General features: G+C 54.4%; 32 protein-coding genes. 13 read left to right on the forward strand and 19 right to left on the reverse strand.

Going from position 1 to position 24779, the window contains the following annotated elements:
* The first annotated feature begins 455 nt into the window (after window positions 1–455).
* Entirely contained in the window at window positions 456–812 is a 357-nt protein-coding gene (locus tag AC2GXZ_RS05355) for a hypothetical protein (RefSeq protein ID WP_483758060.1), read from the forward strand.
* A gap of 208 nt (window positions 813–1020) precedes the next feature.
* Here the strand turns inward: AC2GXZ_RS05355 and AC2GXZ_RS05360 are convergent, their stop codons facing one another.
* The gene (locus tag AC2GXZ_RS05360; RefSeq protein WP_483758061.1) at window positions 1021–1281 is read right to left on the reverse strand and encodes a hypothetical protein; all 261 of its coding nucleotides are present in this window, start codon (window positions 1279–1281) and stop codon (window positions 1021–1023) included.
* 500 nt (window positions 1282–1781) lie between these two features.
* On the opposite strand from AC2GXZ_RS05360, the gene AC2GXZ_RS05365 reads away from it, so the two are divergent.
* Entirely contained in the window at window positions 1782–2342 is a 561-nt protein-coding gene (locus AC2GXZ_RS05365) for a hypothetical protein (RefSeq protein WP_483758062.1), read from the forward strand.
* A gap of 108 nt (window positions 2343–2450) precedes the next feature.
* On the opposite strand, the gene AC2GXZ_RS05370 is transcribed toward AC2GXZ_RS05365, so the two are convergent.
* Window positions 2451–3035, reverse strand: coding sequence for an ImmA/IrrE family metallo-endopeptidase (locus AC2GXZ_RS05370; protein WP_483758063.1), 585 nt, complete (start codon window positions 3033–3035; stop codon window positions 2451–2453).
* An 18-nt stretch (window positions 3036–3053) separates the two neighbouring features.
* The gene (locus AC2GXZ_RS05375; RefSeq protein ID WP_483758064.1) at window positions 3054–3407 is read right to left on the reverse strand and encodes a helix-turn-helix domain-containing protein; all 354 of its coding nucleotides are present in this window, start codon (window positions 3405–3407) and stop codon (window positions 3054–3056) included.
* A 157-nt stretch (window positions 3408–3564) separates the two neighbouring features.
* On the opposite strand from AC2GXZ_RS05375, the gene AC2GXZ_RS05380 reads away from it, so the two are divergent.
* The 5 genes from AC2GXZ_RS05380 (at window position 3565) to AC2GXZ_RS05400 (ending at window position 6447) form a co-directional block, all read left to right on the forward strand.
* A complete protein-coding gene (locus AC2GXZ_RS05380) occupies window positions 3565–4032 on the forward strand; it encodes a multiubiquitin domain-containing protein (RefSeq protein WP_483758065.1) in 468 nt (155 codons plus the stop codon).
* Window positions 4007–5245 carry a ThiF family adenylyltransferase gene (locus AC2GXZ_RS05385; RefSeq protein ID WP_483758066.1) on the forward strand — a complete coding sequence of 413 codons (1239 nt, stop codon included), beginning with the start codon at window positions 4007–4009 and terminating at the stop codon, window positions 5243–5245. The genes AC2GXZ_RS05380 and AC2GXZ_RS05385 overlap by 26 nt, the downstream gene beginning before the upstream one ends.
* Complete coding sequence (locus AC2GXZ_RS05390; protein ID WP_483758278.1) at window positions 5238–5597, forward strand: ubiquitination-like system serine protease family protein; 360 nt, start codon at window positions 5238–5240, stop codon at window positions 5595–5597. Before AC2GXZ_RS05385 ends, AC2GXZ_RS05390 begins: the two co-directional genes overlap by 8 nt.
* Before the next feature lie 91 nt (window positions 5598–5688).
* Complete coding sequence (locus AC2GXZ_RS05395) at window positions 5689–6117, forward strand: GNAT family N-acetyltransferase (RefSeq protein ID WP_483758067.1); 429 nt, start codon at window positions 5689–5691, stop codon at window positions 6115–6117.
* 117 nt (window positions 6118–6234) lie between these two features.
* The gene (locus AC2GXZ_RS05400; RefSeq protein WP_483758068.1) at window positions 6235–6447 is read left to right on the forward strand and encodes a hypervirulence associated TUDOR domain-containing protein; all 213 of its coding nucleotides are present in this window, start codon (window positions 6235–6237) and stop codon (window positions 6445–6447) included.
* Between the two features lie 82 nt (window positions 6448–6529).
* On the opposite strand, the gene AC2GXZ_RS05405 is transcribed toward AC2GXZ_RS05400, so the two are convergent.
* The 6 genes from AC2GXZ_RS05405 to AC2GXZ_RS05430 form a co-directional block, all read right to left on the reverse strand.
* A complete protein-coding gene (locus AC2GXZ_RS05405; RefSeq protein ID WP_483758069.1) occupies window positions 6530–6940 on the reverse strand; it encodes a TIGR02588 family protein in 411 nt (136 codons plus the stop codon).
* A 6-nt stretch (window positions 6941–6946) separates the two neighbouring features.
* On the reverse strand, window positions 6947–7822 hold the full coding sequence (locus tag AC2GXZ_RS05410; RefSeq protein ID WP_483758070.1) for a TIGR02587 family membrane protein: 876 nt from the start codon (window positions 7820–7822) through the stop codon (window positions 6947–6949).
* 188 nt (window positions 7823–8010) lie between these two features.
* Window positions 8011–8793: an exodeoxyribonuclease III gene (xth, locus tag AC2GXZ_RS05415; RefSeq protein ID WP_483758071.1), complete on the reverse strand. Its 783-nt coding sequence runs from the start codon at window positions 8791–8793 to the stop codon at window positions 8011–8013.
* Window positions 8794–8809: 16 nt separating this feature from the next.
* Window positions 8810–9076, reverse strand: coding sequence for a hypothetical protein (locus tag AC2GXZ_RS05420; protein ID WP_483758072.1), 267 nt, complete (start codon window positions 9074–9076; stop codon window positions 8810–8812).
* A gap of 66 nt (window positions 9077–9142) precedes the next feature.
* Window positions 9143–9592: a pyridoxamine 5'-phosphate oxidase family protein gene (locus AC2GXZ_RS05425; protein ID WP_483758073.1), complete on the reverse strand. Its 450-nt coding sequence runs from the start codon at window positions 9590–9592 to the stop codon at window positions 9143–9145.
* Window positions 9593–9735: 143 nt separating this feature from the next.
* Window positions 9736–10356, reverse strand: a complete 621-nt coding sequence (locus tag AC2GXZ_RS05430; RefSeq protein ID WP_483758074.1) for a DUF1684 domain-containing protein — start codon at window positions 10354–10356, stop codon at window positions 9736–9738.
* Window positions 10357–10594: 238 nt separating this feature from the next.
* On the opposite strand from AC2GXZ_RS05430, the gene ligD reads away from it, so the two are divergent.
* Window positions 10595–13240, forward strand: a complete 2646-nt coding sequence (gene ligD, locus AC2GXZ_RS05435) for a DNA ligase D (RefSeq protein ID WP_483758075.1) — start codon at window positions 10595–10597, stop codon at window positions 13238–13240.
* A 24-nt stretch (window positions 13241–13264) separates the two neighbouring features.
* On the opposite strand, the gene AC2GXZ_RS05440 is transcribed toward ligD, so the two are convergent.
* From AC2GXZ_RS05440 to AC2GXZ_RS05465, 6 genes are all read right to left on the reverse strand, one after another.
* Window positions 13265–13519: a hypothetical protein gene (locus tag AC2GXZ_RS05440; protein WP_483758076.1), complete on the reverse strand. Its 255-nt coding sequence runs from the start codon at window positions 13517–13519 to the stop codon at window positions 13265–13267.
* 116 nt (window positions 13520–13635) lie between these two features.
* Window positions 13636–14454 (reverse strand): non-homologous end joining protein Ku, encoded by an 819-nt coding sequence (gene ku / locus AC2GXZ_RS05445; RefSeq protein ID WP_483758077.1) that lies wholly within the window; start codon window positions 14452–14454, stop codon window positions 13636–13638.
* A 2-nt stretch (window positions 14455–14456) separates the two neighbouring features.
* On the reverse strand, window positions 14457–15362 hold the full coding sequence (gene ku, locus AC2GXZ_RS05450; protein WP_483758078.1) for a non-homologous end joining protein Ku: 906 nt from the start codon (window positions 15360–15362) through the stop codon (window positions 14457–14459).
* 13 nt (window positions 15363–15375) lie between these two features.
* The gene (locus AC2GXZ_RS05455) at window positions 15376–15594 is read right to left on the reverse strand and encodes a hypothetical protein (protein ID WP_483758079.1); all 219 of its coding nucleotides are present in this window, start codon (window positions 15592–15594) and stop codon (window positions 15376–15378) included.
* Complete coding sequence (locus tag AC2GXZ_RS05460) at window positions 15591–15893, reverse strand: hypothetical protein (RefSeq protein WP_483758080.1); 303 nt, start codon at window positions 15891–15893, stop codon at window positions 15591–15593. Before AC2GXZ_RS05460 ends, AC2GXZ_RS05455 begins: the two co-directional genes overlap by 4 nt.
* A 107-nt stretch (window positions 15894–16000) precedes the next feature.
* Window positions 16001–16579: a cyclodeaminase/cyclohydrolase family protein gene (locus tag AC2GXZ_RS05465; protein ID WP_483758081.1), complete on the reverse strand. Its 579-nt coding sequence runs from the start codon at window positions 16577–16579 to the stop codon at window positions 16001–16003.
* Window positions 16580–16715: 136 nt separating this feature from the next.
* Here AC2GXZ_RS05465 and AC2GXZ_RS05470 point away from each other — a divergent pair, with 136 nt between their 5' ends.
* Together AC2GXZ_RS05470 and AC2GXZ_RS05475 are read left to right on the forward strand one after the other, a co-directional pair.
* Entirely contained in the window at window positions 16716–17114 is a 399-nt protein-coding gene (locus tag AC2GXZ_RS05470) for a response regulator (protein WP_483758082.1), read from the forward strand.
* Between the two features lie 58 nt (window positions 17115–17172).
* Window positions 17173–18108 carry a hypothetical protein gene (locus AC2GXZ_RS05475; protein WP_483758083.1) on the forward strand — a complete coding sequence of 312 codons (936 nt, stop codon included), beginning with the start codon at window positions 17173–17175 and terminating at the stop codon, window positions 18106–18108.
* 533 nt (window positions 18109–18641) lie between these two features.
* Here AC2GXZ_RS05475 and AC2GXZ_RS05480 read toward each other — a convergent pair.
* Entirely contained in the window at window positions 18642–18917 is a 276-nt protein-coding gene (locus tag AC2GXZ_RS05480) for a hypothetical protein (protein WP_483758084.1), read from the reverse strand.
* A gap of 234 nt (window positions 18918–19151) precedes the next feature.
* On the opposite strand from AC2GXZ_RS05480, the gene AC2GXZ_RS05485 reads away from it, so the two are divergent.
* The 3 genes from AC2GXZ_RS05485 to AC2GXZ_RS05495 all read left to right on the forward strand — a co-directional run bounded on the left by AC2GXZ_RS05485 (window position 19152) and on the right by AC2GXZ_RS05495 (window position 22386).
* On the forward strand, window positions 19152–19919 hold the full coding sequence (locus AC2GXZ_RS05485; RefSeq protein ID WP_483758085.1) for a DNA-processing protein DprA: 768 nt from the start codon (window positions 19152–19154) through the stop codon (window positions 19917–19919).
* Window positions 19920–20600, forward strand: coding sequence for a phosphoribosyltransferase (locus AC2GXZ_RS05490; RefSeq protein ID WP_483758086.1), 681 nt, complete (start codon window positions 19920–19922; stop codon window positions 20598–20600).
* A gap of 190 nt (window positions 20601–20790) precedes the next feature.
* Window positions 20791–22386 carry a hypothetical protein gene (locus AC2GXZ_RS05495; RefSeq protein ID WP_483758087.1) on the forward strand — a complete coding sequence of 532 codons (1596 nt, stop codon included), beginning with the start codon at window positions 20791–20793 and terminating at the stop codon, window positions 22384–22386.
* Window positions 22387–22412: 26 nt separating this feature from the next.
* On the opposite strand, the gene AC2GXZ_RS05500 is transcribed toward AC2GXZ_RS05495, so the two are convergent.
* The 3 genes from AC2GXZ_RS05500 to AC2GXZ_RS05510 form a co-directional block, all read right to left on the reverse strand.
* Window positions 22413–23180: a hypothetical protein gene (locus tag AC2GXZ_RS05500; protein ID WP_483758088.1), complete on the reverse strand. Its 768-nt coding sequence runs from the start codon at window positions 23178–23180 to the stop codon at window positions 22413–22415.
* A gap of 223 nt (window positions 23181–23403) precedes the next feature.
* The gene (locus tag AC2GXZ_RS05505; RefSeq protein ID WP_483758089.1) at window positions 23404–23667 is read right to left on the reverse strand and encodes a hypothetical protein; all 264 of its coding nucleotides are present in this window, start codon (window positions 23665–23667) and stop codon (window positions 23404–23406) included.
* 61 nt (window positions 23668–23728) lie between these two features.
* Complete coding sequence (locus AC2GXZ_RS05510; protein ID WP_483758279.1) at window positions 23729–24604, reverse strand: transglycosylase SLT domain-containing protein; 876 nt, start codon at window positions 24602–24604, stop codon at window positions 23729–23731.
* Between the last annotated feature and the right edge of the window lie 175 nt (window positions 24605–24779).

Consider the following 24779-nt stretch of genomic DNA (forward strand, 5'->3'; position numbering starts at 1 on the left):
GTACACCAGCAAGTACATTTGGCTGGACGATGTTCCCAAGATCGTCCCTCCGTTGCGGATGCCGCGTGGCGGCTTGCGGGCAGGGGAACCGCGTCCCCCGTGCTGACAAAATGGCACGCCAATTTCTCAAAGGCGAGGTAAGCTATTTCAGCCCTCAGAAGCGAGCCCAGCTGAATACTTCAGCTTGCCCCCCGAACAGTGTTTGGGGCGGCCACCCAATACTTTCGCGAATTTTCGCGAATTTCCTTGTTTAGGGATTCGTGCAAAAGGAAAGATGCGTCAAAAAAGACGCGCATTAGAATTTTATTTAATATAAATTTCCTTTTTGTCGAAGTAATTTACGAGTGGAAATATCCAAAAGTGAGATTTGCTATTTTGTGATATGATTATATCATGGAATTTGTTTTTATAATTATGTATATCTATGTATAGATTAAACAGAAAAATTCTTCCACTTGGCGTTGTGGAAATCTCATCGTGCTGATGATTTGATCGACCTGGATTGGTCCGGCGGGATCGCTTCGATCTTCTTCTGGAGTGTATCAGATGATGAGGTGTCATTACAAATGGCGAAAGTGCGGTTCGACGATGTCGGCGCAGATGAGATTCACATCGTTGCGCTTTTCTCGAACGGCGAGCATTTGATCGTTCACGGCGACAGTGGCTTAGCAGAGGTCATGGCTCGGTTGCCCCAGGCGGGCGGCAGCGAGATGCAGGCCATCTATCGGGACGTTGAGGCGAGTGGTTCACGGACTCCACAGTCTCCTTCGACATCAACGAAGACCGCGACGGTGTCGGGGTCACCGGATTGAAAGTAGTCATCGAGGGGGAAGAGTTCGACCTGGGTTGATGCGGAGCGTTCGCTATCTTCAATGGTATACACGGACTGCGGTATTCCCATGCAGCTCGCGACCGGTTCAGCGAAAAAGCCGACATTGAATCATCTATTAATGAGCCCGTATGAGCGGTCTGGGTCGACCATGAATGCGAAAGCTCACGCATCTCCGATGATGTCGCCGCCTACATGCCTAGCTTTTCCATCAGGAACTTGCTCTCGATGGAGGCACGGAACTGATGCATCTGTTGTTCGATGGCGTTCTTCACCGATGTGACGATAAAAACGATAAAAGCGAAAAGCGCCGTGTGCGCTGGTGTTCCGTATGCCCAATATGCCAGGGCAGCGGCAATGGCCACCGCGATCAGCGAATTTACAATCTGATCGCGTCCTCTCTTCTTGGTCTCTGCCTGGAGCTTAGCGAGATAGTCGTTGAATTCCTGCATTGCCGGACCCTAACAGCTGTTTCACCCGACGTTCTCACGGGAACCACGGAGCACGCAAGTGGGCCGACCGCCTCCGGGGACTGCCTCACCGGCCGCCAGCAACCAATTGCTTGCCCTGATCCGTGAGAACAAGGACCGGGTTGCCGTTGACCGCTATCTCTCTCAGAAACGCGCCCCGTTCGAGCGATGCGACGGTAGCAGTTGAAACGCGCCGGTCGCCAATCAGCCAAACGCGTCCGGAGCGACGCTGATGGCGATATCGCGCGATAGCAGACAAGGCTTCAATCGAGGTTTTCGATGGCGATTTCCGAACGCTAGTCATCATGACAGCAAGGCTCCTGTTCCTCTTATGTTCATGTGAGAATCGCCGTCAGAGAATTCAAGTCCTGCGAGCGCTTGAGGCATGGGACGAGCACGAATTGCTGTGGATGCGACGGGTGTCCTGTTCGAAAAATATCGGTATGCGTGTATATTCAAGCCGTTATTCGGAGATTTTGGAAATGGCCACCAGTTATGCGGAATGGAAGCTAGGGCTCAAAGAGCTTGATTTTCTCATTGCAGATAGGGGTACGAAAATTCTGTTGATGCGAAAGCTAGATGGCATTGCTGAATTCGAGACTAAACTTTTACTGAACCCGCCCAAAAACGGGGAAATTGCGCCGGAACTTGAGGTGTATTTCGACAGGCTCTCCAGGAAGCTCTTCGGCATCACGCGAGATGAAACCCGCTTCAAATTCCCAGCCAATTTCGACGCCTTGATTGAGGGTACAGAGGAGTGGTGGAAGATTCAGTCCACTGCCGATGAATACGAGTATAAATTCGTTACGGACTACGATGCGGATGACGAGGTCGTGTCGACGCTCCTCATGCTGGGTGTCGACTTTCGCGATGACCGGGGTGATCCGCTCCGCTGCACGAAGCTTTTTGGTCGTCAGGTGACGGCGGCGGTTATGAAAATTATGGGCCGTCTACCGGATGCCGACGCAGTTGGATTGAAAAGCTGGGAAAGCAAGCTTGAAAAAGATGCTCAGCTTCATCTCGCCCGCAAGAGGGAACGATAGCACCCAATCACGCCATTCTGTGTGTTCTGCACGCGCGTAGCGTCGATTGACAGGTGTAAGTCGGCCCAGAAGCTGCGTGCTTTGATTTATCAAGGTCGCCATTTTCGGCTACGCCGCCCTTCGCCTGGCGACACGGATAAGTGCGCCCGAAACATTGAGACGCATCTTCAGCAAACTTTCGCTGACGCCATACTCATCGGTTGCCTGCTGGACCGTAACACGGCCATCAGCTAGACGGCTGGCTATGAAGATCGCCGCCTCGTCAGGCACCAGAAGGGCAGGGCCAAGCCAACTGGCTTCGGCCTCGATCTCACTGTGGTAATTTCGCTTCCCTTCAGCCCCAGTCAACGGTGCAAGTACATGCAGCAGCAGGCCATGAGCAATTTCGTGGGCGATGTCGGCAGCTTGCCTCTTGGGATCATGCGCGTCGTTGTGGATGATCACGCGGGTGCCTCCAAGATTCGCTGTAATAGCTGAGAACTCGTCTTGGCCCGCTGTCGAGTGGAGGTAGGCGACCGCTGCTGGCTGAACCTTCGCGTAATCCGATACCTTGATAACTGGCATTTCAAGGTGCTCGGCGAGCGTCCACGGGCAAATCGGCTCATAGGGTTTCAAGTCGAGTTCTGCGCGAACCGACTTGGAGTACCAACTGGCGTCTGCCTTGAAACCGCGACGAAACTGCGCTTTGGCCATCTAACTCTAACCCACTAACTAATCTCTTTTGAATTGCGCATAAGCAGTCTTCAGTATCGCTTCCAAGGCTTGAACACCCTCTCTCGAAAGGTGCTTGTCGCCTCGTAGCAGTGTTGTGATTTCGGAGAGTGTCGAGGCCCCACCAGGCTTGGTGTCTATCTGGCCAGTGAACCTACCAGGTTCGAGACCCGACCATTGGCAGAGCGCTGCCAATGTATCGATATCGGGACGCTTGCCCTGAGACATTCGTGTCAATGTCGATGCGGGTACGCCTGCTTCTTCTGCAACCTTCTTCCATGTGGCGGTCCTAGTTACCCTCTCGGCATCCAGCGCGGCAAAGAATCCTTCTCCGTCGAATTTTTTGGGGGTCATAGTTGATTGCACTCTTGCAATTTGATTCCTCTCTCGCAATATAGCGAATAATTGCACTCTAGCAATTTTTGTTCAGATTCGCAATTCCGACGGTGCCCTTGCTGTTCAGGGGTAAGGAACGCCCTGCGAACCAGGGCTTGTGCTTCAGGAAAGAAAAATGAGCGAAGAACGCAAGGGCAAGGTCCGAATCCATATCGATCAAAAGCCCTACCATTCTATCAATCCTACCAGTGGCGTCGATCTATATGAGCTTGGTCACGTTCGTGATGGCTACGTGCTCTACCGCGAGGTCACGGGTGACAAGGAAGACAAGCTCATCCGTGTCGACAGAGCGACGGTCCATCTCAAGGAAGATGAGCACTTCCACAGCGCTGAAGCTCCCGAAAAGCATTTCGTGATCATCGTCAACACCGATCCTTTTGTTGTCGATCACGACGACCTGACTTTCGACGAGCTTGTGAAGCTTGCATATCCCGAACCGCCTACCGGCCTGGACCCGGCATTTACGGTGAGCTTCGAGCATGCGAAGAGCAAGCCGCACCACGGCGATCTTGCTCCTGGCGGCACGGTGACGGTGAAGAAACATGGGACGATCTTCGATGTCGCACACACTAATCGCTCGTAATTCCGATCTTCAGCGGCTCCGTGATGAGGGATTCAACATTCAAATCACGGACGCCAATTTCCTTGTCGTGAAAGACGTCCCATACGTCAAAAGCGACCGTACCATCGGATTCGGGGCTTATGCCACGAGCCTTGACCTCGCGGGTGACATGACTGTTCGCCCGCAGGATCACACCGCGAAATTCTCCGGTGAGTATCCTTGCGATTCCGAAGGCAAGCCGCTGTTGATCCTCCAGCATCAGACGGAGGAGTTCTCGCTTGGCAGCGGCCTTAAAGCGGACCACTCCTTCTCCAGGAAACCACTTTGCGGCTATTACAGTAACTACTACGAGAAGATGACGACTTACGTCGCCCTATTGGCGAAAGAGGTCGCACTCATCGATCCATTGGTGACCGCGAGAACCCATCGCATTGTCGAGGGTGATCCCGACACATCGCCCCATAACTACCTCGACACCGCATCATCTCGCGCCGAAATCAACGAGGCGGCCGCGAAGCTGGCTGAAGAAGCGGTCGCGATTGTTGGGTTGGGAGGGACTGGGTCCTACGTATTGGACCTGGTTTCTAAAACCGTCGCGAAGACGATTCATCTTTTTGACGCGGACGACTTTCTCACCCATAACGCGTTCAGAGCGCCGGGGGCGGCATCGTTGGACCAACTGCGCAGCAGACTGAAGAAGGTCGAGTACCTTGCCGCGATTTACTCCAAGATGCATCGCGGTATCGTAGCCCATCCTGAAAAGCTGACGAACGATAATGTCGATAAGCTTCAAGGCATGTCTTTCGTTTTTCTGTGCATGGAAAGCGGACCAGAGAAGCGGGCAATCATCGAAAAACTTGAAGCACTCGGAATCCCATTTATCGACGTCGGCATGGGTCTTTATTCGAAGCGCCATCGCATTGGCGGCATTCTGCGGACGGTTCTGAGCCTTCCGGATCGAAGATCGGAAGCTCGTTCCCGGATATCTTTTGCGTCCGACGACGCCCAGAACGAATATGACCGTAACATTCAGGTGGCTGACCTCAATGCCCTCAATGCATGCCTTGCGGTCATCGCTTGGAAGAAATCGAGGGGTTTTTACTTCGATCTCGGGCATGAGCATTTCATCTCCTATACAATTGGAAACAGCCTTCTCAGCAAAGATGACATCTATGACCAAGCTCATGACGATACGCCCGGAATTCGTGAAACGAATACCGAAGGAGATGGATGACGGCGTCGTTTACATTTCGGAGGAATTTGGCACCGCCGCCCATAACTGTTGCTGCGGTTGCGGCATAAAGGTCGTCACGCCTCTGAAGCCCGGAAAGTGGGAGATGCGTCACAACGATGGCGTTGTTTCGTTCCAACCGTCCATAGGAAATTGGAGTTCTGCGTGCCAGTCGCATTACGTAATCTCAAAAAATCGCGTGCAATGGGCGCGTGCTTTCTCTGAGGCGGAAATCCGGTCTAATAGGGAACATGATCAACGCGTATCTGCGGCTGCGCATGCTCAGCGCCAAGTCCAGGAACTCGGCTTCTTTGGCAAGCTTTGGAAGCGTTTCAAAATATGGCTTGGTCTGTAAACGATCTTAAGACTGGCTGGAATTACGCGTCGACGATAGCCTTCGTTCGAGACGGTGGCGATTGTCGACGCCTCATGGAGGGAGGGCACAGATGAACGATCTAGATGACGCAGCCTGTTCGATTGAACATCGGACGCCCAACATCAACGAATATATGGAGTTGCGGAAACGCTCAGGGCTAACGCCATTCTCGCGGGAGGCGGCTGAGGTCGGACTGCTTGGAACGATCTTCAGTTGTGTCGTCGTCGAAGGGGGAGCTGCGGTTGGAATGGGTAGAATCATCGGGGACGGCGGGTGCTTCTACCAGATCACCGACATCGCTGTCCTGCCGGAACATCAAGGTCGTGGTCTCGGCAAACGCATCATGGCCACCTTGATGGAGCATGTTGAAACAAGCTTGCCCGCCACTGCTTACGTAAGCCTGATCGCCGACGTTCCTGCAAATAGGCTCTACGAGCAATATGGGTTCAAAGAAACGGCTCCGCGCTCCGTCGGGATGTCTTACATCGTGCGGAAGTAGGCCGACCTGAACCTCGCCTAATCGGCACACCACTGCTGCGAGTGGCTGAGCGGAGCAAGGGGCTGGAACTTCCCACTCTGCCATCGGGTTCTGTAGCCAAGAAACCGGAGAAGCTCTATGACCAAGGACCTTAAAGCGGGCGACCATGTGACTTGGAAAACCAGCCAGGGTGAAACCACCGGCAAGGTCGTCAAGAAGCAGACGAGGCCTACGAAAATCAAAGGCCACGAAGTGAAAGCTTCTAGGTCTGACCCTCAGATGATCGTTGAAAGCTTAAAGACCGGAGCAAAAGCGGCCCACAAGCCGAGCGCTCTCAAAAAGAAGTCGTAGGTCCCGGGGTACTGGCTGATGAGGAGCTGACCGCCGCAACGCATGGCTCAAATCGCGTCATACAGAGAGTCCGGCGGACGGGTCACGGCTCATTGAAAGCTGTCGCTCTGACCGTCAGCTGTTTCCCGGCCGGATTCTGTTGGAAAATCAGCCCCCCAGCAGTTTTTGAGTGCCCTGGGACGTAGTCCAAAACGGTCTCGGCGCTTTCCAGCACCGAATCCTGATCCCTAATCTCTCCGAGCACGTTCACTTGAGATGCGGTGGCGCTGGAATCGTTTCGGATTTCGAATAGTACGTGGAAGCCGTCGCTCTGCTCTTCCGTCTGCGAAACGGTTCCATGAAGGTTCGGGGACGTATCATGGTCGATGAACCCGTCTTTTCCAATCCACACAATGACGGCTAGAACGATGACCGACGAGACCGCACCTGTGATCCATTCGATCCAGTGAGGGGCGCTGCTTTCGATGTTTTTGTCGTTGGAAACTTTCGTCATGGGACCTCACAGGATCAGTCGAGCTGCCGCCGCGCCGATGGCACCGGGGAAGCTCAGAATGACAACGGTCATAAGGATTTGGGTCGATCCGACGTCATCGGTTCTGTGGAAAGTCCACAGACAATAGGCGCTGATCAAACCGGCGATCAGATATCCAGGTACTGTGAAGCGGACAAACGCATGCCAGCTTGGGGTTCCCTCCGCGAGGTCGTGGCTGCCCTTGAAAGAGAGGGCATAGACGAAACCGTGCATCACGGCCAGCGATGCGGCAATGATGACGAGGGCATGCCAAGGCGTCATCTTGTACGAGAGCAAAATCATTTCTTCGGTGGGTGCGACATTGAGGTTGAGGAATAGCGCACCAACAGCCATCAGAAATAGTTCGCCGGAGTAACTTGTCTCCCGCTCTTGGACCGGGTCGGCATCGTTACCGTTGTCGTCCCCCTTGTGATCGTCGTCATTGGATTGTCCGCCGAGTTGGCTTCGCCCCAGCATTGCGCCAATACTCGCAGGAACGGCCTGGAGGGCGATCATGCCGACGATTTCGTGCGGTGACTGATCGAATTTGATGACACCCATCGCGAGCAGGATAAGTGCGCTGGATATGATACCAAGAGCGTACGCGATGCTCGCGTCGCGGATTGCTTGACGCCAGGTTGATGTCTGTTCAAAGCCTACCCTGTCAGAGAGGATAATCAGTAGAGGTATATTGACCAGGAGAAGTAGGAAAAGGCGGCTGCGGTCCATGTAGACGCCCAGTTCCCACATCTCCATGGTCATGAGCATGGGAAGCGCAAAGAGAAGCGCCCCTGCGATGCCGCGTGCGATCCCGGCGAAAAACTTGCTTGTGTCGAAGTCTCGGTGTGTTGTCGCAACAGTCAATGTCGCGTTCCCTCTAAATGAGATAGTCCCACCAACCATAGATAGAGGCCGCGCCATTCAGGGCTAGGGCGCTTGCAGCCGATGCCCGGGTTGGATGGAGCAATGCGAGCGCTGCTGAAAGAAGGGCTGTCATGGACATCAACATCGACATGGCTCTGCTCAATGTCCGTTGGTTGTGGGATCGCCGCTCATTTGGGGTCTGCCGGTGTTTTCAGGTCGATCATGACGGGCGCATGGTCGCTTGTATGAGACCAACCTCGTGGCTTCCGCCGGACTGATGCGGACTTCAGCCAGGGCGTCACAGCAGGAGATAGCAGGAAGTGGTCGATGCGAAGTCCGGCATCACGCTCGAAGCTGTGTCGCCAATATTTCCAGAACGTGTAGATGCGCTCGTCTGGGTGGAGGTGGCGAATGGCGTCGGTCCAGCCTTGTTTGAGCAAATCAGAATAGGCATTGCGGATTTCCGGCCGGAAGAGGGCATCATCGACCCATCTTTCCGGCTTATAGACGTCCAGCGTGCTCGGCATGACATTGAAGTCGCCCGCCATTACCGTAGGTACTCCTAAGTCCAGCACCTCGGCCGCATAAACCTGGAGCCGTCGAAACCAGTCCAGTTTGTAGTCGAACTTAGGTCCTGGAGCCGGGTTGCCGTTCGGCACGTAGAGGCACCCCACCAATATCCCATCTACGGCTGCCTCAATATATCGACTTTGCTGATCGTCAGGGTCGCCGGGAAGGCCTCGACGCGTCTCGATTGGTTCTCGACCTCTGGCAAGGATAGCAACACCATTCCAGGATTTCTCGCCCGCCCAGACCGCTTCATATCCGGCTCGGGAGATTTCCTTTTCCGGAAATGACGTCGATTTCAGCTCCTGAAGGCAGACCACGTCAGGCATGTCTTCCCGAAGCCATTGCAGCAAGATATCGAGACGACCGTTGATGCCATTGACATTGTAGGTGGCGATCTTCACGGCGGTGCACACATCGTCAATGTCTGGGTGAGAGTGAAACGTCTTCGACGTCGAGATCGCCGTTACTCAGCGCGTCGTATCGATTGAGGCTCGTCTGGCCGCCTCTGGTGCCGTACCCAGTCAACTCAACCATGATACGCTTGGCGTGCTCGACGATCTCGACCTCGTCCGACAGCTTATCGTCGCTCACCTTGACGGATACCGCTTCGCCGTCGTCTCCGACGAAGTCAACGACCCAGTGACCTGCGCCTTCATGCAGTACGCGTGTGTGCTTTAGGTTCATCGTCATCCTTCCAATTTGGAAAATTCATCAGTAGGTGCGGACGGGTAGGGACCCGAGGCACCACGATCAGTGAGGCTCACTCTTGGCCAGCGGGATGCGGCCGTTGTCTTCGCCATCCCAGTATTCGATCTGCGAGGCAGAAACCTTGATGAGGACAATGCCGGGTGTATCGATCCCTTCCGGAAACCAACGGTCCAAGTCTTTGACCCAGTGGTCCTCGAATTGTGACTTGTCACGGATCAGGCTGGCATTGCCGTCGACGGCTAGAAAGATACCTGGCTTGCCAAGCAGGCTGGGCGGCGCGGTGAAGGTCAAGCCGACGCGAGCGTCTCGCTCGATGTCGCTCACCTTTCGGGTATTTACATACGAGAAGAAGTAGGAGTCACCGTCGTAATCGACGTCGCCATTGTTGCTCATGGGACGTGTGCTGAAAGGCCCCGATTCACCGCTGGTGCTCAACATACAGAAATCGATTTTCTGCAGCTGCTTCGAAACTTCTTCCAAGGTCAATGACATGTAGCTCTCCCGGGTATGATGACGTGCCACTCAAACCCACTGCCGCTGTAATCGTTCCGTTGACTCGCGCCGCACGCCACACGCGGCCGATGTACCTTCGAAAGGAAGCCTGCCATCCGGTTTTCCAGCAGGTCCAGTCTCGTTTACTGTGTCTCTGAATGCCGTTCTCCAGCGTTAACCGCGCCTTTCAATCGATTGCTGGCCGGAGCTAACGGGCAGACATACCGCGATGAGTAGGCGCAGGACGGGAAGTAGGCAAAGTTGAAGTCGAGCACCAACGTGCCGTCTGGACGCGCAACGCCCAAATCCGCCCCTTTGATCGTGTCGAGAAGATACCGGCCGCCACCGTATGTCTCAGTGCCTGAAGTCCCGTCCACGAACGGCAGGAAAACGCCACCGCCATAGCCCTCGATCCAGTAGAGGGTCAGTTCGCCGCCGAACCTCTCTTGAAGCCCGTTTGTGCGGGCGAACGAATGCATCGTCAATTCGCCATCTGCTCCGGTCGCAATGGTCATCTGTTCGGGTTCTACGACATCTACCCCTACCGTCAGGCGCAATGATGGGTCATAAGGAAAAGTGGAGGGGCCGCTGAATGTTTCGCGGTCGGCCGCCTCGATGGGTGACTGAGGATGATCACGAAACATAAACGAACGCGTGTCACGCCAGAGTTGCCATGCGGCAGATACATCGGAAGTCGAACGTATTTCGCTATAGAGATTTGCGATTTTCTCGCGCCAATCCCAGAGCTGTAGGGTCTCGTTCATCAAATTCTCCCAAATTGCAAAACTTACCATCAGTTGGCCGAGGGCTGGCCTGACGCCTTGTGGAAGGATACCGCTTTGCAAGTGGGGAGATAATGGCCGAAAGGCAACTGCTGCCTTCACCGCAGCGGTCTTATACGGTCGCCGGTCAGCCAAAACTTGACGTGTCCGGAACCGGGCACGATCCGGAACTATAAGCCTGCTTTGCGCATTTCGAGTCTCGATCCAATCGAGAGCGGCCATGGCAGATAATCTCTCCAAATATCGTGCGAAACGCGATTTCAAAAAGACTGCGGAGCCGAGCGGAGAGGCGAGCGTCAAGGGATCGAAACGGCGTCGGTTCATCATCCAGAAACACGATGCCACGAGGCTACATTACGACTTGCGCCTCGAACTCGACGGGGTCTTCAAATCCTGGGCGGTCACCAAAGGTCCGTCGCTTGATCCACAGGACAAGCGCCTCGCTGTAGAGGTCGAGGATCATCCGCTCGACTATGGTGATTTCGAGGGCACAATCCCCAAGGGCCAATACGGCGGCGGGACCGTCATGCTTTGGGATCGTGGCTATTGGGAGCCGGAAGGCAACAAGTCACCAGAACAAGCCCTCGCCAAAGGCGATTTCAAGTTCACCCTTAAAGGCGACCGTCTGCATGGGAGCTTTGTTCTCGTGCGGATGCGAGGACGAGAAGGCGAAAAGCGCACAAATTGGCTGCTGATCAAGCACCACGATGAACATTCGGTCGATGGCGAAGGTGCGGCAGTCCTTGAGGAAAACACAACGTCGGTTGCGTCCGGGCGCACGATGGAGGCAATCGCGTCTGGCGAGGGCCGAAAGCCGAAACCGTTTATGACATCGGGCAATGCAGTCGAGGCCGATGCGGTATGGGACAGCAACGAGGGCCTGGCAGCCGAGGAACGCAAATCCGGTAGCAAAAGAAAGAAGGTCTCAAGGTCGAAAGATGACGTCCCGGCAATGCCCGACTTCATCGCTCCCCAACTTTGCGAGACGCTTGACCGACCGCCGCCTGCGAAAGGCTGGATTCACGAGATCAAGTTTGATGGCTACCGCATTCAGATGCGTGTTCAGGATGGCAATGTCACGCTGAAAACCCGCAAGGGATTGGACTGGACCCATAAGTATCCCGCGATAGCGTCCTTGGCATCCGAATTACCGGATGCGATCATCGACGGGGAAATTTGCGCCCTGGATGAGAACGGGGCTCCTGATTTTGCCGCACTCCAGGCTGCGCTTTCGGAGGGGAAGACCGACGACCTCGTCTATTTCGCATTCGATCTCTTGTTCGAAGGCGAGGCGGACCTGCGACAGGTTCCGCTCACAGAGCGGAAGGAACGACTGTCGGCAATCCTATCGGGTGCAGCCGACGATCCTCGCATTCGCTTTGTTGAGCACTTCGAGAGCGGTGGCGACGCGGTCCTTAAGTCAGCGTGCAAGCTGTCGCTTGAGGGCATTGTGTCCAAACAAGCCAACGCTACCTACCAGTCCGGCCGAACGGAAACTTGGGCAAAGTCAAAATGCAGGGCAGGGCATGAGGTCGTCATCGGGGCCTACGCGACAACAGAGGGAAAATTCCGTTCGCTCCTCGTCGGCGTTAATCGCGGCAACCACTTCGTTTACGTGGGTCGGGTTGGGACTGGTTATGGCGCAAAGGTTGTCGAGAAGCTGCTTCCTAAATTGGAGGAGATGAAAGAGGCAAAATCGCCGTTCACCGGCATTGGTGCGCCCAAAAAGACGCCTGATATCCACTGGCTGAAGCCCGAACTCGTGGCCGAGATCGAATTTGCGGGTTGGACCGCTGACGGTCAAGTGAGGCAGGCGGCATTCAAGGGGCTACGGGAAGATAAGCCCGCCGAGGAAGTCGAAGCAGAGGTACCTGCCGCGCCCGCCAAAGTCGATGTCCCCGACCCGGAAGCTGAGACCAAACGGCCAACGCGCTTACGCAAGGGGGCGAAGGTCGACGTCATGGGAGTGCTTATCTCAAGTCCGGAAAAGAACCTTTGGCCGGACGACGGAAACGGCAATCCCGTGACGAAGGTCGACCTTGCCCATTACTACGAGGCCGTCGGGCCCTCGCTCCTGGATCACATTCAAGGACGCCCGTGTTCAATCATTCGGACACCCGAAGGGATCGGTGGTGAGCAGTTCTTTCAGCGACACGCGATGCAGGGGACTTCCAATCTCCTGGAACAGGTCGAGGTGTTCGGGGACAAGAAGCCCTATCTTCAAATCGACCGCGTGGAGGGATTGGCGGCAATAGCCCAGTTGGGAGGCACAGAGCTTCATCCTTGGAATTGCGAGCCAAACCAGCCAGAGGTGCCGGGACGTCTCGTTTTTGACCTTGATCCAGGGCCTGACGTGGACTTCGACACGGTGATCGAAGGGGCACGGGAAATTCGAGATCGCTTAGAAGAGCTTGGGCTGATCAGCTTTTGCAAGACGACTGGCGGCAAAGGTCTCCATGTGGTGACACCACTCGCGGTTCCGAAGGGCAAGAAGCTGGATTGGGATGCTGCGAAAGGTTTTGCTCACGACGTCTGCGAGGAAATGGCGCGGGATAACCCACACCTCTACCTGATCAAAATGTCCAAGGCTCAGAGAACTGGCCGGATATTTCTCGACTACCTTCGCAACGACCGGACATCGACAGCGGTTGCGCCATTATCCCCTCGTGCTCGGCCTGGTGCAACTGTCTCAATGCCGCTGACCTGGACTCAGGTCAGAGCTGGCCTAGACCCAAAACGCTTCACGATCCGGACAGTCCCAGCTCTTCTGAAAAACAGCTCGGCATGGGAGGATTATTGCGACGGGCAGCGTTCGTTGGAACAAGCGATCAAACGTTTGGCCAAAGGCAAGAAAAGAGTTGCCTGATATCGCTAAATTTCTTCAGGCGGGTTACGCGACGACATTATATCGAATGAACGTGCTGCCGATGAGAAAAACCCGGTCGACCCCCTCTTTGGGCGAGAACGAACCTGCTAGAGAAATGGCGTCGGCCAGTCCGTCTTCATCGTCGTCATTACTGTGGGCTGAGGTGCATATAAATCCCCTCGGCGATAAACCATCGCCGATAATTTGCCAGTCCACTTCAGCCTCCAGCGCAAATGCCCGTCGGCCGCTTATAGCGATCAAAGCCACATCATCGGCCAAGCAGCGATCCACGAGCGACCGCAAGCGTTTGCTGCTCGGAACCACATTTTGGAGGACGATTGAACGAGTAAGTCTCATGTCGCACCGTTAAATCGGTCGGTGGTCGAGGGCAAGGATCAGCCTGTTTTACGCGATTGAAGCTCTTTGGCGACTGACTTTTTCAGAGCGTCCATAATGCTGACGACATTGGATTTCTCGCCTTGAGAGCTAGAGGGCTTTGACGTGGCTTTCTTGGCGGGCTTCTTCGACTTTTTCTTATCGGTGATGAGTTTCAGCAAGCTTTGTTGGATCGGATCGGAGACCATTTCAGGGGACCACTTCCTCATCCGCTTCTTTATGACCTTTTCGAGCGCCTGAGCGTCTTTTGTATCGGATTTCTTGTCGATCTCAGCGAAGTATTCGCTTTCCGGCCGGACTTCGTCACCGTAACGGAGCGTCCATACGACGATCCCTTCACCACGCGGTTCCAAAATGACAGCTCGTTCGCGACGTCCCAACACTACGCGAGAGACCCCGACGACGTCCCGGGCTCGCATAGCCTCGCGAATGACCGCAAAAGCTTCATCTCCGATCTTCTGGTTGGCCGTAAGATAGTAGGGGGTATCGAGATAGACCCATTCGATGCTGTCGCGCGGCACGAACGTCTCAATGTCAATCGTGCGGACAGTTTCCAATTCGACGGCTTCTAGGTCTTCGTCGGTCAGAATGACGTAGTCGTTCTCCCCGCGCTCGTAACCTTTTGCTTCATTTCCATCTTTAACTGGCTTTCCCGTCACGCTGTCGATGTACTGCGAGACAACTCGGTTGCCAGTTTTTTCGTTCAGCGTACGGAAGCGGACCTTTTCGCCTTCAGATGTGGCAGGTGTCATCGCCACCGGGCAGGTAACGAGCGAGAGCTTGAGGTAGCCTCGCCAGTAGGGACGAATTGGTGCCATCGTCAGCTCGCCTTTCTGGTCGTGCTTTTCGCGGTCGTCTTAGAGGGCTTCGACGCGGATTTCATGGAAACAGGTGTTTTATTAGGTCCGGAATTTGCGTTGGCGGCCTTTGATTTCTTTTTCGACCCCTCGTCCATGCCTGCACTTTCACGTAGGGCCTTCAGCAGGTCATTCGGCTTCGAGACTTTGATTGGTTTGGGCTTGGGCAACGGTTTGCCTTTGGCCTTCGCTTCGACCAAAGCAGCGAGCGCGGTCTCGTATCGATCATCCGTGGCTGCTGGATCGAACTTACCGATCTTTGTATCGATGATGTGTTTGGCCAAATCCAACATTTCGCCTTCGACCTTGACCTTGGCCACCCCCTTGAAGGCCTCGTTGGACGAGCGAACCTCGTAGTCGAAGTTCAGAGTCGTCGCTATCAAACCTCGACCATGTGGCCGGATCAACACGGTTCTGATCCTCCGAAACAGCACCGTGCGAGCGATTGCTGTCGCCTTGGTTTTCGTGAGGGCGTCCCTGATAGAGCTGAAGGCTGCGTTCGCTTCGTCACCGACGGGAACCAGGTAATACGGCTTGTCGAAGTAGACGTCATCGACCTCCCCACAGGGGATGAATGCTTCCGCTTCAAGCATCTTGTCGGAATCCGGAACCACTGCTGCGACTTCGTCCGGGTCGATCATGATGTAGTCGCCGTTCCCGGTCTCGAAGCCCTTCACCTGCTGCTCGCGATCTACGACCTCTTCAGTTTCGCTGTCGATAAATTCTCGTTTCAGTCTGTTGCCGGTCTTCTGGTTCAGCATGTGAAAGCTGATGCGGTCGGAGGTCGAGGCGGCGGTATAAAGTCCGACGGCGCAGCTGAGATCGCCGACCTTCAGCTGACCCTTCCATTGAGCGCGGTGTGCGGTCATTCGATCCCCCAAATCAGTCCGGATTGATATTCGGCAAGTTCGTTTCGACTTCCCGGCGTTTTTCCTCAGAGAGTGTCTGAATCTGGTCGCGCCAAAACTCAGCCGCTTTTGCGGGCTCGTCCTCCCAAATCCGGGTGCTGACGATATTATCGTCGAGCTTGGCTTTGCGTTTCCCGCCAAGGCGAACGTATTCGGTAGCCAAGCGAGCGGATTCCGTTGTTGGCTCGGTCATCGTGCGACCCCATAAACAAATCCCAGGAAGGCAGCGACGGCGACCGCCTTATGAGGCTGCAGCCTGATCTGATACTCGATCTCGTCTCGGATTGATTGTGCCGACCCGGCGATGGGTTGTGACCGGCGCAATGATGTGCGTTGGGCTGCTCTGCGTAAATATGTCAGCTCGGCTCGGAGTTCTTCAAGCTCACGCTGTTGATCGACGGTGCGTATGAGTGACGACACCGCGTCAGTCGACAAGCTCTCATCACCGTCATTGACGGATGCGGTCACCACAGATTTATCGTCATCGGGCATGTCGAACTCCTGATTATGGCTGCCGCTATCGAAACGGCAACCGTGATCAGGAGTTCCTCGACGATTGGCTTGTCAAACGCGAAATATCCGCGACCATGCCTCGACGCTTATTTCGACCGATCACGCCGAAGGCGTTTTATGGCTTGCTCGGAGCGGGAATACAGGCTTGACCGATTGGATTGTGTGCGTGCGCGGATAGGCTCGGCACCATCGTCACGCAGGTTGTTTTCGACGGCCATCATAACTGCGGCAAAGGCTGCATGGATTATTTCGACACCTCCACCGAAGTCGCTTGCAACATTGCTGACGACCTTAGCTGAGGCACTTTCGAGAAACTCCAGGAGTTCGACCAGGATATGCGCAGCCGCAAGTGGCGCTCTTGTCGCGTCTATCAGCGCCGATGTTCTGAGTGCCGTGTCGGAGTTTTGACGGTACGCTTCGATGAGCGCTGTCGAGGCCACCCGGTCTTCATCGGCCGCTTTTCTGATCTGTGAGGCGAGGGAGTCTAGCCTCTCAGTCACCAATTCTGTGTCTGAGCCGTGCTTATGCGAGACTTCGAATGCCATGCGCACCATCGCGATACCGAGTTGACCGGCAACAAGAGCGGCTGTGCTACCGCTGATCAAGGGCGAAGCTCGACCAATCTCTGCGAGCATCGTTTTGAGATCGAGGTCCTGGAGGCCCATGAAAGTTTCCGATGTTTGGCAGCCCCTGAGTTTATTCGCTTTTTATTAAATATGTTGGCAAACAATATCGGGTGGGGCAGGCGGTTTGTGACGTGGACGGAGTTGTAAGTTCATGGCAGCAAAGGAGGCCGTCCGAATGGCGAAATCGAAGGTGCTCTTAGTCGAAGACGAGCTTCTCATCCGTGCCATCCTAGCAGATGCCTTGGCTGATGAAGGATACGATGTGGTAGAGGCCGGAAATGTCATGCAGGCAGTGGCCGCTCTCGGGCGATATCCGACTTTCGATTTCATGATCACAGACGTGGATATGCCGGGTGGATTGACAGGGCTCGATCTCGCGCAAATGGTGGCTAGCGTGGCTCCTGCGACCAAAGTCATTGTGACGTCAGGACGAGGGGTTAGTGCTGACCTTCTGGCAGGCTGGCAGTTTCTTCCGAAACCTTACAGCATAGATCGCATCCTGGAAATTTTGGGCGAACCAACTCCCGCTGAAAGCTTAAGCATCAATACAATGAGAGCCTTGAGCCTCCGTTGATCAGGCCTTAACAGCGTCGGTATATAAGGGGACGTCTGCAAAGCTTGGAGTATTTCTGGTGCGCTCGTCATTCATCTTCGGATTTGCATTGGTCACTGCCATTTGCACGGAACGTGCAACCGCGCAAAACTTGCCCAACCTTACTGATATAGCCTCTCTCAAGGGCACCTGTGAACGCCTGGTGATGGCCGGAAACAATCTCTCCCAGGGCTGCGGGGGCACTATAATCCAATCAATTTACTCGACGGGACGCACCGGCTTCACCGTCTTGGTCGGTGACAAGGGTACCGCAGTGACCTTCTCTGGCATTGAGGGCGAAAAGCCGGATGCGGATTCCCAGCTCCAGAGCGTGGACATGGTGATCCTGAACTTGAATATCCAAGGGGTCGCACCAACGTCGACAAAGGCCAGTGGCAGTTGCGCTTATAGCAACCCATTCAAGGGCCCGATGACCATCAGTTGCCAAGCTGTCGACACTGACAAGAAGGCCTACCTGCTGCAGTTTCGGACTGACGGAAACGAGCCTGTGATGACCGACCTCCGAAAGCCTGCGGCGCAGTCTGGCGCGGAAAGCAGTGGGCAAAATTTCTCGGTCGGTCCTTGGGTTGGTAGCCCTCTGCAGAACGACCCCGAGCACGGTTGTTTGATGTCGATGAAAATCAACCAGAAGATTTCATTGATGGTCTACGCCAATGAGAATGAAGCTTTCACGATCAGCTTCCACAATGAAAACTGGAACTTCAGTGCGGGCACAAAAATCGACGCTGATCTACTCTTCGACGGCACGAGCTTTCCGATCTCTGGCGTCGAGGTTAGAAACTCCAAGGTGCTGACGGTTCAAGGAGGCTCGGAAGAGGACGGCGTAGAAACGCCATTCAAAGAGAGCGGGGAAGTCCTATTTAGGATGGGACGCGAGCAAATCAAAGCCAAGCTGACGAAGTCGCGAGCTGCTGCGGAGCAGCTGTGGTCATGTGTCGAGAAGATCGGCAAATAGCGGAAGAGCTGGAAGGCTTACGGCTTACGCTGAGCCGCTTTTTCTGTCCCAGGTTCGCTTCAAGTGCTCAGGCAAGTCGCAGCGGCTGGGTGAAGAGATCAGCGGCAAGAATTATTGTGCATGGCGTGCTGAACTCCCCTTGGTGCCGGTGTGCAAGATGCACCAACACTGAAGCGTTGAACCTATTCGTTCGACAATGGCGTCGCTCCGTCGGGAAGCGTGTAACTACGGTTGCCGAAAATCCGCCTGAGCTTATTCTGCAGAAATTCGGGGGAGTATTGAGGGCCGGTAGCCAAGCCCATGAACACAAGGCATGTCCACCAGTCGTTACGGACATTTTCAAACGTGTTGTAAGCCAAGGTGCTTTTTGCGCCAGACGGATCAACATGCATCAGCACGAACGTGGAAGGCCCGTCCTCATCGCCTTCCTGCCATTCGAGACGAGCTTCGCCACCTATCCATCCTTCATCTCGATGCTTGGCGTGTTTCGCGGTGTTAGCAATGTCCGTGCAGACGCCTTGACCGGGTACCTTTTACCGAACAATCGCGTAGAAATCAGACTCGCTTGCCTTTTCACCGCTGTCGCGTTCCTTTCGAGTCCAAGCTGTCTTCGCCCACTGTTCCAAACTCCATGCTGCGATACAGACGTTGATTGCAGCAAATGCCAACGGCTGACGTTCCTGGGGATGCGCTCTTTGGATATCCTGATACTGATCGACGTCCCAAGCGAGTTTCTCCCACATCGTGATGGGGTCGGAGATGATTACGGTCAGCACTTCTGGAGGTTTGCCTGAGGGCTTGCGCGACATTTAAGCACCTTTCACTGGAAGCCCGCCACTGGCAGCGGAATATAGAGAAGTGGGCGGCCATTGAAATACGGCGAAAAAGAACATAAAGGGAACAAATGGTCGCCCAATGCTTTGTCGAGGGCCAAGGAAACGGACGGACGGGTGCTGCGTTATGCGAAATGATCATCAGGAACTCTTTAAGGTTCCGCCAGAATCACAGTATCAATAAAGGCAGGGCATTTCGGGAGCGTTGGAATGCTAACAGGTATGCATCGAGATAAAGACGACGCTGTGAGGCGAAACTCTGGCAGCAATGCCATCACTAAGTCGGGCTACAACGCTCCGACCAACGTTATCTCTTTGCCTCTCGGTGACTTGATGGACTTCGCTGGCCGCCCAATGCTCAAAGAGCAGGAGGGCCTTTTCAAAAAACCAGAGGAGCGTGATCCCACGATATTTGTCTCTGGCGAAATTGAACTCCTCAAACGACGAATGATCTCGGTAATTGGTGCGAGATCGGTTTCCGACGAAGGTGCTCTGCGTGCGTCTCGGATTTCTCGTCTATTAGCGGTCGAAGGCGTTGTCGTCACCAGTGGATTGGCAAAAGGCGTTGATACAATCGCGCACACCTCGGCCATTGAGGCTGGCGGGCGCACCGTTTCCGTAATCGGTACGCCTCTCGATAAGGTTTATCCCGCCGAAAATCGAAAGTTGCAGCAGGAGATTTATGAACGGCACTTGCTGGTTTCTCAATTCTATCCGGGTCAAAGGACGTTCCAGTCCGATTTTCCGAAAAGAAACCGATTGATGGCTGCGCTTTCCGATGGAAGCGTTATCGTAGAAGCGTCGGACACCTCAGGTACTCTCCATCAAGCGTCTGAATGCATTCGTCTGGGCCGTTGGCTTTTTATCATGCGTTCTGTTGTGGAAAATCCCGAAATATCATGGCCAAAGCGGTTCCTGGATAACCCGAGGACGGTGGTTCTTACTGGGGTTGAGGATATCCTGTCGCGGATCGCTTAAATGGATGTGCATTTCATCAGCGCTTACTACTCAGAGCGAGCGCATCTCGAACGCGCGAAGCGTAAACCCGAATTTTGGGATTCCTACCTGTTTGTATGGGCGGTTAAGACTGGTCAATACAAAACCCCCTTCACGATTGCCTTCCGAAACGGAAGCAGGGTCAAGATTGGACCCACGAATGTCAAACGCGCTCGTGCGTCGTTTGGTCAGTTCGTTGCCTCGACCCTCGATTTAGAGGAGGCCCCGGAGAATGTGCTGCTCATTCCGGTTCCATCTAAGGACGCCCAACCTAGTATCAAAGCAGGATACCGTTCACTGTGGATGCTGGCGGAAGCCCTGAAGGACAAGGATCACCGTGGACAAATTCACGATGGCCTACGGTGGACGAAAGCCTTGCCAAAGGCTCACGGGGGCGGGAAGCACCACAAACGTGCCTATTGGAAGCAATACCTGTCAGTTCGAGGCGACGTCGATGGGCGCGATGTCGTCCTTGTCGACGATGTCTTATCGACCGGAGCATCGATTTTGGCGGCGAAAGAGGTTTTAGAGGAAGCTGGTGCTCGCGTTATTTTCGCCATCGCCTGCGGAAGGACGGTCTACGATTTCAATACGAAGCCTTTCAAGCGGCAGTTGTTAAAACTGGACGAGGAAACCTACGATTACCAACCGGCCGAGGCATGACCGAGCGCGACTGAGCTTTACGGGCGGCCCGAGAGAATGCTCTGGACCTATCGGTAACGTGCCTAAACTCACGGTCGCTTTGCACGGTGTTTCCAGTTTCTTCCGGAACCAGTTCTTCATGCAGGAAACCTGATAAAAACCGATGAAGACTGACGGGTTACGGTCCAATCAGGCAAACAGAGACTGGTGTATGGCTGAAAGTGCGCTGGCAGACGATCTAGGTAGGCAGGGTGAGATTTTTTTCGACGGCATCGCGAACAAGGCGGGGTTGCTGTACGGAAGGATAGAGCCGGATAGGGTCGGCAAGGATCGTGTTATCGAAGCGAAGTTGGCAGCTCGCGACCCCAGCGTACCGTTTGATCAGCGACCAGCGCCTTTGGCTTGTGCGCTTCAGATAAAGACCGTTCTCACAGATACGAAGGACGTTAAACTCTCCTTGTCGGTTGCTGAGCGCTTGGCCAAGACGCCGCAGCCTGCTTTCATCTGCATAATCCGAATGTCCGAAGGTCTTGATGCCGTCGAGATGAAAATGATCCATCTCGTTGACGGACATCTGGAAAAAATCCTTAAGCGGTTACGAAAAGAATTTGCCAAGAAGAGCACAGACCTTGCCAGCAAGACCATAAGCTTCAGGGTCAAAGAGGCCTCGACCATCGGCCTTTCTCCTTCAAAGCTGCTCGATTTTCTTGCCCATTCCATTGGGCCTGATATGGATATCTATGCCGAGAAGAAAGCCTCGCAGAAAAAGACCTCAGGCTACGTCGTGGGTAGGCAGACAACTATCGAAGGCGAATTTTCTGGCGAAGACGTTTCTCATTTGGTCGACGCTCTACTCGGACTTCGGCCGGTGCTGCTGGATCGCTTTCAGGTCAGCGAGGAACGATGGGGGATCAAGCTTCCCGATTTGCGATTTGCACCACAGTCCCATGGAGTGAGCGCATTATTCAATCCAATACCCCGCGAGACCTGCACAATGCTGATCGGTTCGAGCGATACAGATCGCGTTGAGGTACGATGCGAAGTAATCTCACCGGGTGTGTCTGGGATACCAGCCGAGCATTTCAAAGTCCTGCTTCGATCACGATATCTGGTAGGTGAGTTTGGATATAGCAAAGTTTCGTTCCGTACAGTCAGTGGTTGGGAGCCTGAAAAGAGCCATACGGTCGCGGACTGGATGATGTATTTCCGGATACTCGCTGCTCTGGAAAAACCTGGATGCATTATCGCCTTTCATGGGAAAGGAGGAATGGAAACGCTGGGCACAGTCAACGTTACGCACTGGGAGTCGCAGGATGCAGATCAGTTCGTCGCTGTCCTGAAAGCGTTCGACGAAATTCGCGGGGAGGCCGGTGTGACGGATCGTGCAGTGCCGCTTGCGGCTATCTATGACGCCTCAACCGACATCTCGACTGTCAATTCGTTCCGAACGAATGCCAGCGGGGCGAAGGGACTGTCTTTCAAAACCGAGACATCATTTATAGATGACGAGGGAGAGATCGGTGTTTTGTATATATCGCAGCTCTTCGTCGGCGATGATGAAAAATTCGTCTATGCGATGAAATGCAAGATGACCGCCCAAGAGGTCGAAGGCGGTTTGCGGTGGCGACAATCGACAAATTTGGTTTGGCTAGATATTTCTGCTCTTGCTGATGACGGGTCTGATTTTGAGAAGTATCGGGCCCGTCTTATGAAAGTAAGTGATGCCCGCCTTTGTCTTTGCCAAACATTTGAGGAGCAGACGGTCACCGCGTCTTTAGGGACGACCCCTGTTGCAACGCCCGTCTAGCATCCCTCCACATTTTCGCGGATTATCTATTGGGTAGGCACGGTAATCTGCGGAGTTGGCCCGGAAGGAGGGGCACCCGGATCGACCGTGAACGAGTATGGGCGCTGTCGCTTGATATTATCTCCGCCCGGCTTCGAACCTGACGGTTTGGACCCCGTTCCTTTTGATATGTTTGGCTGGTTTCCGGACGCAGTTGTCGTCTGCTCTTGCAGCTGAAGTGCCTGGTAAGCCAGTATCACGAAATCGCTGTAGGCCTTGGCATCTGTGCTGTAGAGAGAGTATTTCCCAGCGTTATCAATGAAATTGCATCCAGATTGACACGCAGCGGGGCGCGATCCCAATGGCGCATGATGGAGCCAGCCATATGCCGGTGGCGGAAATAAAAGAAGATTCTCGTCTTCTTTTCTCATGGGTTTGTTCGCGGTTGCGTAAGCAAAAAGATCGCGAGCAACTTGAAGGCCCTTCGGAATGTTGAAGGTCGCGGCCGTCAAAGCAGACGACGAGGACATCGGGCCAGCAGTAAGTCCGACCACCGACGTGATGCCCGTCGGCGCGAATGTTCTTGAGGGTGATGCGGTGAAGGCTGCGCTTCCTTGAAGTACGGCAGATTGGTAATTGATGAACACTGGAATTGCGTAACTATCGTCAATCGACGCGGCTAGCTGTCTATTTACCTGACTTAGGTATACGTCCCGGATTGTGCCTTGGTACTTGTCGAGACGATCTCCTGATACCGTTTCGACGCACCCGCTCAGGCTAAGCACCGCCCCAAGGGTGGCAATGACTTGGCGCATCTCATATTTCCCCCATTTTCCCCAGCGGGTATCACAACAGATGTGCTCGCTTAGGTCGAGTCCTCGGTGAGGCAAATCGTTTGCAAATGCCGCGAATTCCGGGAAGAATGCGTATGGCGTCGGGTTCCTGCTGTTACATTGAACCGCCAGAGCAAGATGCATTGCTCCGCAGCTGGCCTATCATCACGCGGCAGAGTGCATGGCACTATCAACGTTGCCTGTCTCACATTAGGTTAAAGTGCGCCCGAAGTGCCGACGTCAGCGCACGCTTGGTGGTTTCCGCAATTTGGATCGCATTGCTTTCTCCTGCGTTGGTCAGCGCAAGGAGAACCAGGCATGGATCAGGTGAGAACCCTACGCGCTTTGGCTCGACTGATCGCAATTGATCAGCGAAAACGTTTTCGCTCGGCACTGTCCCTTCATTTGTCGGCCATACGCCGAATGAAAAATCAGCGAAGAGTTGGAGCATCCGAAAATGAAACGCCATCGCCCCCGCTCATTCGTAACGACGAAGACGAGCCTTCTCAACGTTCTGAACCTTTGGCCAATCAGTGGTTCTTGAACACCGTGCAGGCAACGCCGTTCGACTTGATTGCGGCACAGACCTTGATGGCATCCGTTCGTGTTTCCTTGCCGATCCTCGCGGCATAGCGTGGTCGATAGCCAAAGTTCCCGCCGCGTTGCCTGACGATCAGCGCTCTCTCGGCATTCAGTGGTGAGGGCAGGCGGGAAATGGCGGCTATGTAGAGGCGGTCTGCTACAGCGGGATTGTAGTGAGCAGCCAACTGGATGCCCCATGCGGCCCAATCAGCGGACCTGGCCACGACGGGCTCACTCATTCGTCGGGTGTCTGCTAGGGTTCGGCAAGCGTCAATGAACGATTTTCCCTCGTCCAGGACGGGTGCGGCGACTTCGGGAGGGCGATCCCTCCATGTCTCCACTTGGTGACCGGTGATGGCGAACACATAATCCCTGGTTTCCAGAGGCAATCGACCAGACGATAGAAATCGGCGTAGACCATTCTCGCCCGCATTGTAGGCAGCAGCGGCAAGACCAAAATTGCCAAAACGGTCTTTCAGTTCGGCCAGGTACCGAGCCGACGTATCGAGCGCTTCTAAGACTTGAAATGAGTTTTGGAGCCCACGTAGACGCGCCGTGTCAGGCATGAATTGAGCGATACCCTCCGCACCTTTGGGACTGACAGCTTCCGGCCGAAAAAGACTTTCACGCCAGATCAGCCGGGCGAAGAATGGGGCAGGGACGTCACTTCGGTTGGCCAAGGTTTCCATCGCGGCGCAAAGGTCGGCATTGAAGGACTGCGTTCTGATGCATATGGAGCGTCCGTCGATCTTGGATTCGTAGCTGCAAACATCGACCGTGTCGTCTTTGGCAAGAGCAGAGGGAACCGGCAGCAAACCAGACAGAAATAGTCCCCATAAGCATAGAAGAGCGGCATTTCTCTGTCTTGAATCGCTGCTCAACCAGCACAATTTCGCCGAACCTTCCTACTCGCAGCGATTTCTCGCCAGCAACCTGAGACCTTGCACTCAGATGAAGCTCTTGAAGCTAGCCGTGACGCATCACATTTGATTGTGAAGA

It is taken from the genome of Aliirhizobium sp. YIM B11859, assembly GCF_057163345.1.

What these genes read in the sequence shown, in the direction of transcription:
- AC2GXZ_RS05400 (WP_483758068.1), top strand. Translation starts at nt 6,235, where the DNA reads ATGACCAAGGACCTTAAAGCGGGCGACCATGTGACTTGGAAAACCAGC.
- AC2GXZ_RS05500 (WP_483758088.1), bottom strand. Translation starts at nt 23,180, where the DNA reads ATGCGCCAAGTCATTGCCACCCTTGGGGCGGTGCTTAGCCTGAGCGGG.
- AC2GXZ_RS05430 (WP_483758074.1), bottom strand. Translation starts at nt 10,356, where the DNA reads ATGAACGAGACCCTACAGCTCTGGGATTGGCGCGAGAAAATCGCAAAT.
- AC2GXZ_RS05455 (WP_483758079.1), bottom strand. Translation starts at nt 15,594, where the DNA reads ATGACCGAGCCAACAACGGAATCCGCTCGCTTGGCTACCGAATACGTT.
- AC2GXZ_RS05490 (WP_483758086.1), top strand. Translation starts at nt 19,920, where the DNA reads ATGGATGTGCATTTCATCAGCGCTTACTACTCAGAGCGAGCGCATCTC.
- AC2GXZ_RS05480 (WP_483758084.1), bottom strand. Translation starts at nt 18,917, where the DNA reads ATGTCGCGCAAGCCCTCAGGCAAACCTCCAGAAGTGCTGACCGTAATC.
- ligD (WP_483758075.1), top strand. Translation starts at nt 10,595, where the DNA reads ATGGCAGATAATCTCTCCAAATATCGTGCGAAACGCGATTTCAAAAAG.
- AC2GXZ_RS05460 (WP_483758080.1), bottom strand. Translation starts at nt 15,893, where the DNA reads ATGCCCGATGACGATAAATCTGTGGTGACCGCATCCGTCAATGACGGT.
- AC2GXZ_RS05425 (WP_483758073.1), bottom strand. Translation starts at nt 9,592, where the DNA reads ATGTCATTGACCTTGGAAGAAGTTTCGAAGCAGCTGCAGAAAATCGAT.
- AC2GXZ_RS05420 (WP_483758072.1), bottom strand. Translation starts at nt 9,076, where the DNA reads ATGAACCTAAAGCACACACGCGTACTGCATGAAGGCGCAGGTCACTGG.
- AC2GXZ_RS05485 (WP_483758085.1), top strand. Translation starts at nt 19,152, where the DNA reads ATGCTAACAGGTATGCATCGAGATAAAGACGACGCTGTGAGGCGAAAC.
- AC2GXZ_RS05370 (WP_483758063.1), bottom strand. Translation starts at nt 3,035, where the DNA reads ATGGCCAAAGCGCAGTTTCGTCGCGGTTTCAAGGCAGACGCCAGTTGG.
- AC2GXZ_RS05365 (WP_483758062.1), top strand. Translation starts at nt 1,782, where the DNA reads ATGGCCACCAGTTATGCGGAATGGAAGCTAGGGCTCAAAGAGCTTGAT.
- AC2GXZ_RS05390 (WP_483758278.1), top strand. Translation starts at nt 5,238, where the DNA reads ATGGATGACGGCGTCGTTTACATTTCGGAGGAATTTGGCACCGCCGCC.
- ku (WP_483758078.1), bottom strand. Translation starts at nt 15,362, where the DNA reads ATGACCGCACACCGCGCTCAATGGAAGGGTCAGCTGAAGGTCGGCGAT.
- AC2GXZ_RS05375 (WP_483758064.1), bottom strand. Translation starts at nt 3,407, where the DNA reads ATGACCCCCAAAAAATTCGACGGAGAAGGATTCTTTGCCGCGCTGGAT.
- AC2GXZ_RS05395 (WP_483758067.1), top strand. Translation starts at nt 5,689, where the DNA reads ATGAACGATCTAGATGACGCAGCCTGTTCGATTGAACATCGGACGCCC.
- AC2GXZ_RS05405 (WP_483758069.1), bottom strand. Translation starts at nt 6,940, where the DNA reads ATGACGAAAGTTTCCAACGACAAAAACATCGAAAGCAGCGCCCCTCAC.
- AC2GXZ_RS05465 (WP_483758081.1), bottom strand. Translation starts at nt 16,579, where the DNA reads ATGGGCCTCCAGGACCTCGATCTCAAAACGATGCTCGCAGAGATTGGT.
- AC2GXZ_RS05380 (WP_483758065.1), top strand. Translation starts at nt 3,565, where the DNA reads ATGAGCGAAGAACGCAAGGGCAAGGTCCGAATCCATATCGATCAAAAG.
- AC2GXZ_RS05470 (WP_483758082.1), top strand. Translation starts at nt 16,716, where the DNA reads ATGGCGAAATCGAAGGTGCTCTTAGTCGAAGACGAGCTTCTCATCCGT.
- AC2GXZ_RS05495 (WP_483758087.1), top strand. Translation starts at nt 20,791, where the DNA reads ATGGCTGAAAGTGCGCTGGCAGACGATCTAGGTAGGCAGGGTGAGATT.
- ku (WP_483758077.1), bottom strand. Translation starts at nt 14,454, where the DNA reads ATGGCACCAATTCGTCCCTACTGGCGAGGCTACCTCAAGCTCTCGCTC.
- AC2GXZ_RS05385 (WP_483758066.1), top strand. Translation starts at nt 4,007, where the DNA reads ATGTCGCACACACTAATCGCTCGTAATTCCGATCTTCAGCGGCTCCGT.
- AC2GXZ_RS05505 (WP_483758089.1), bottom strand. Translation starts at nt 23,667, where the DNA reads ATGGCGTTTCATTTTCGGATGCTCCAACTCTTCGCTGATTTTTCATTC.
- AC2GXZ_RS05360 (WP_483758061.1), bottom strand. Translation starts at nt 1,281, where the DNA reads ATGCAGGAATTCAACGACTATCTCGCTAAGCTCCAGGCAGAGACCAAG.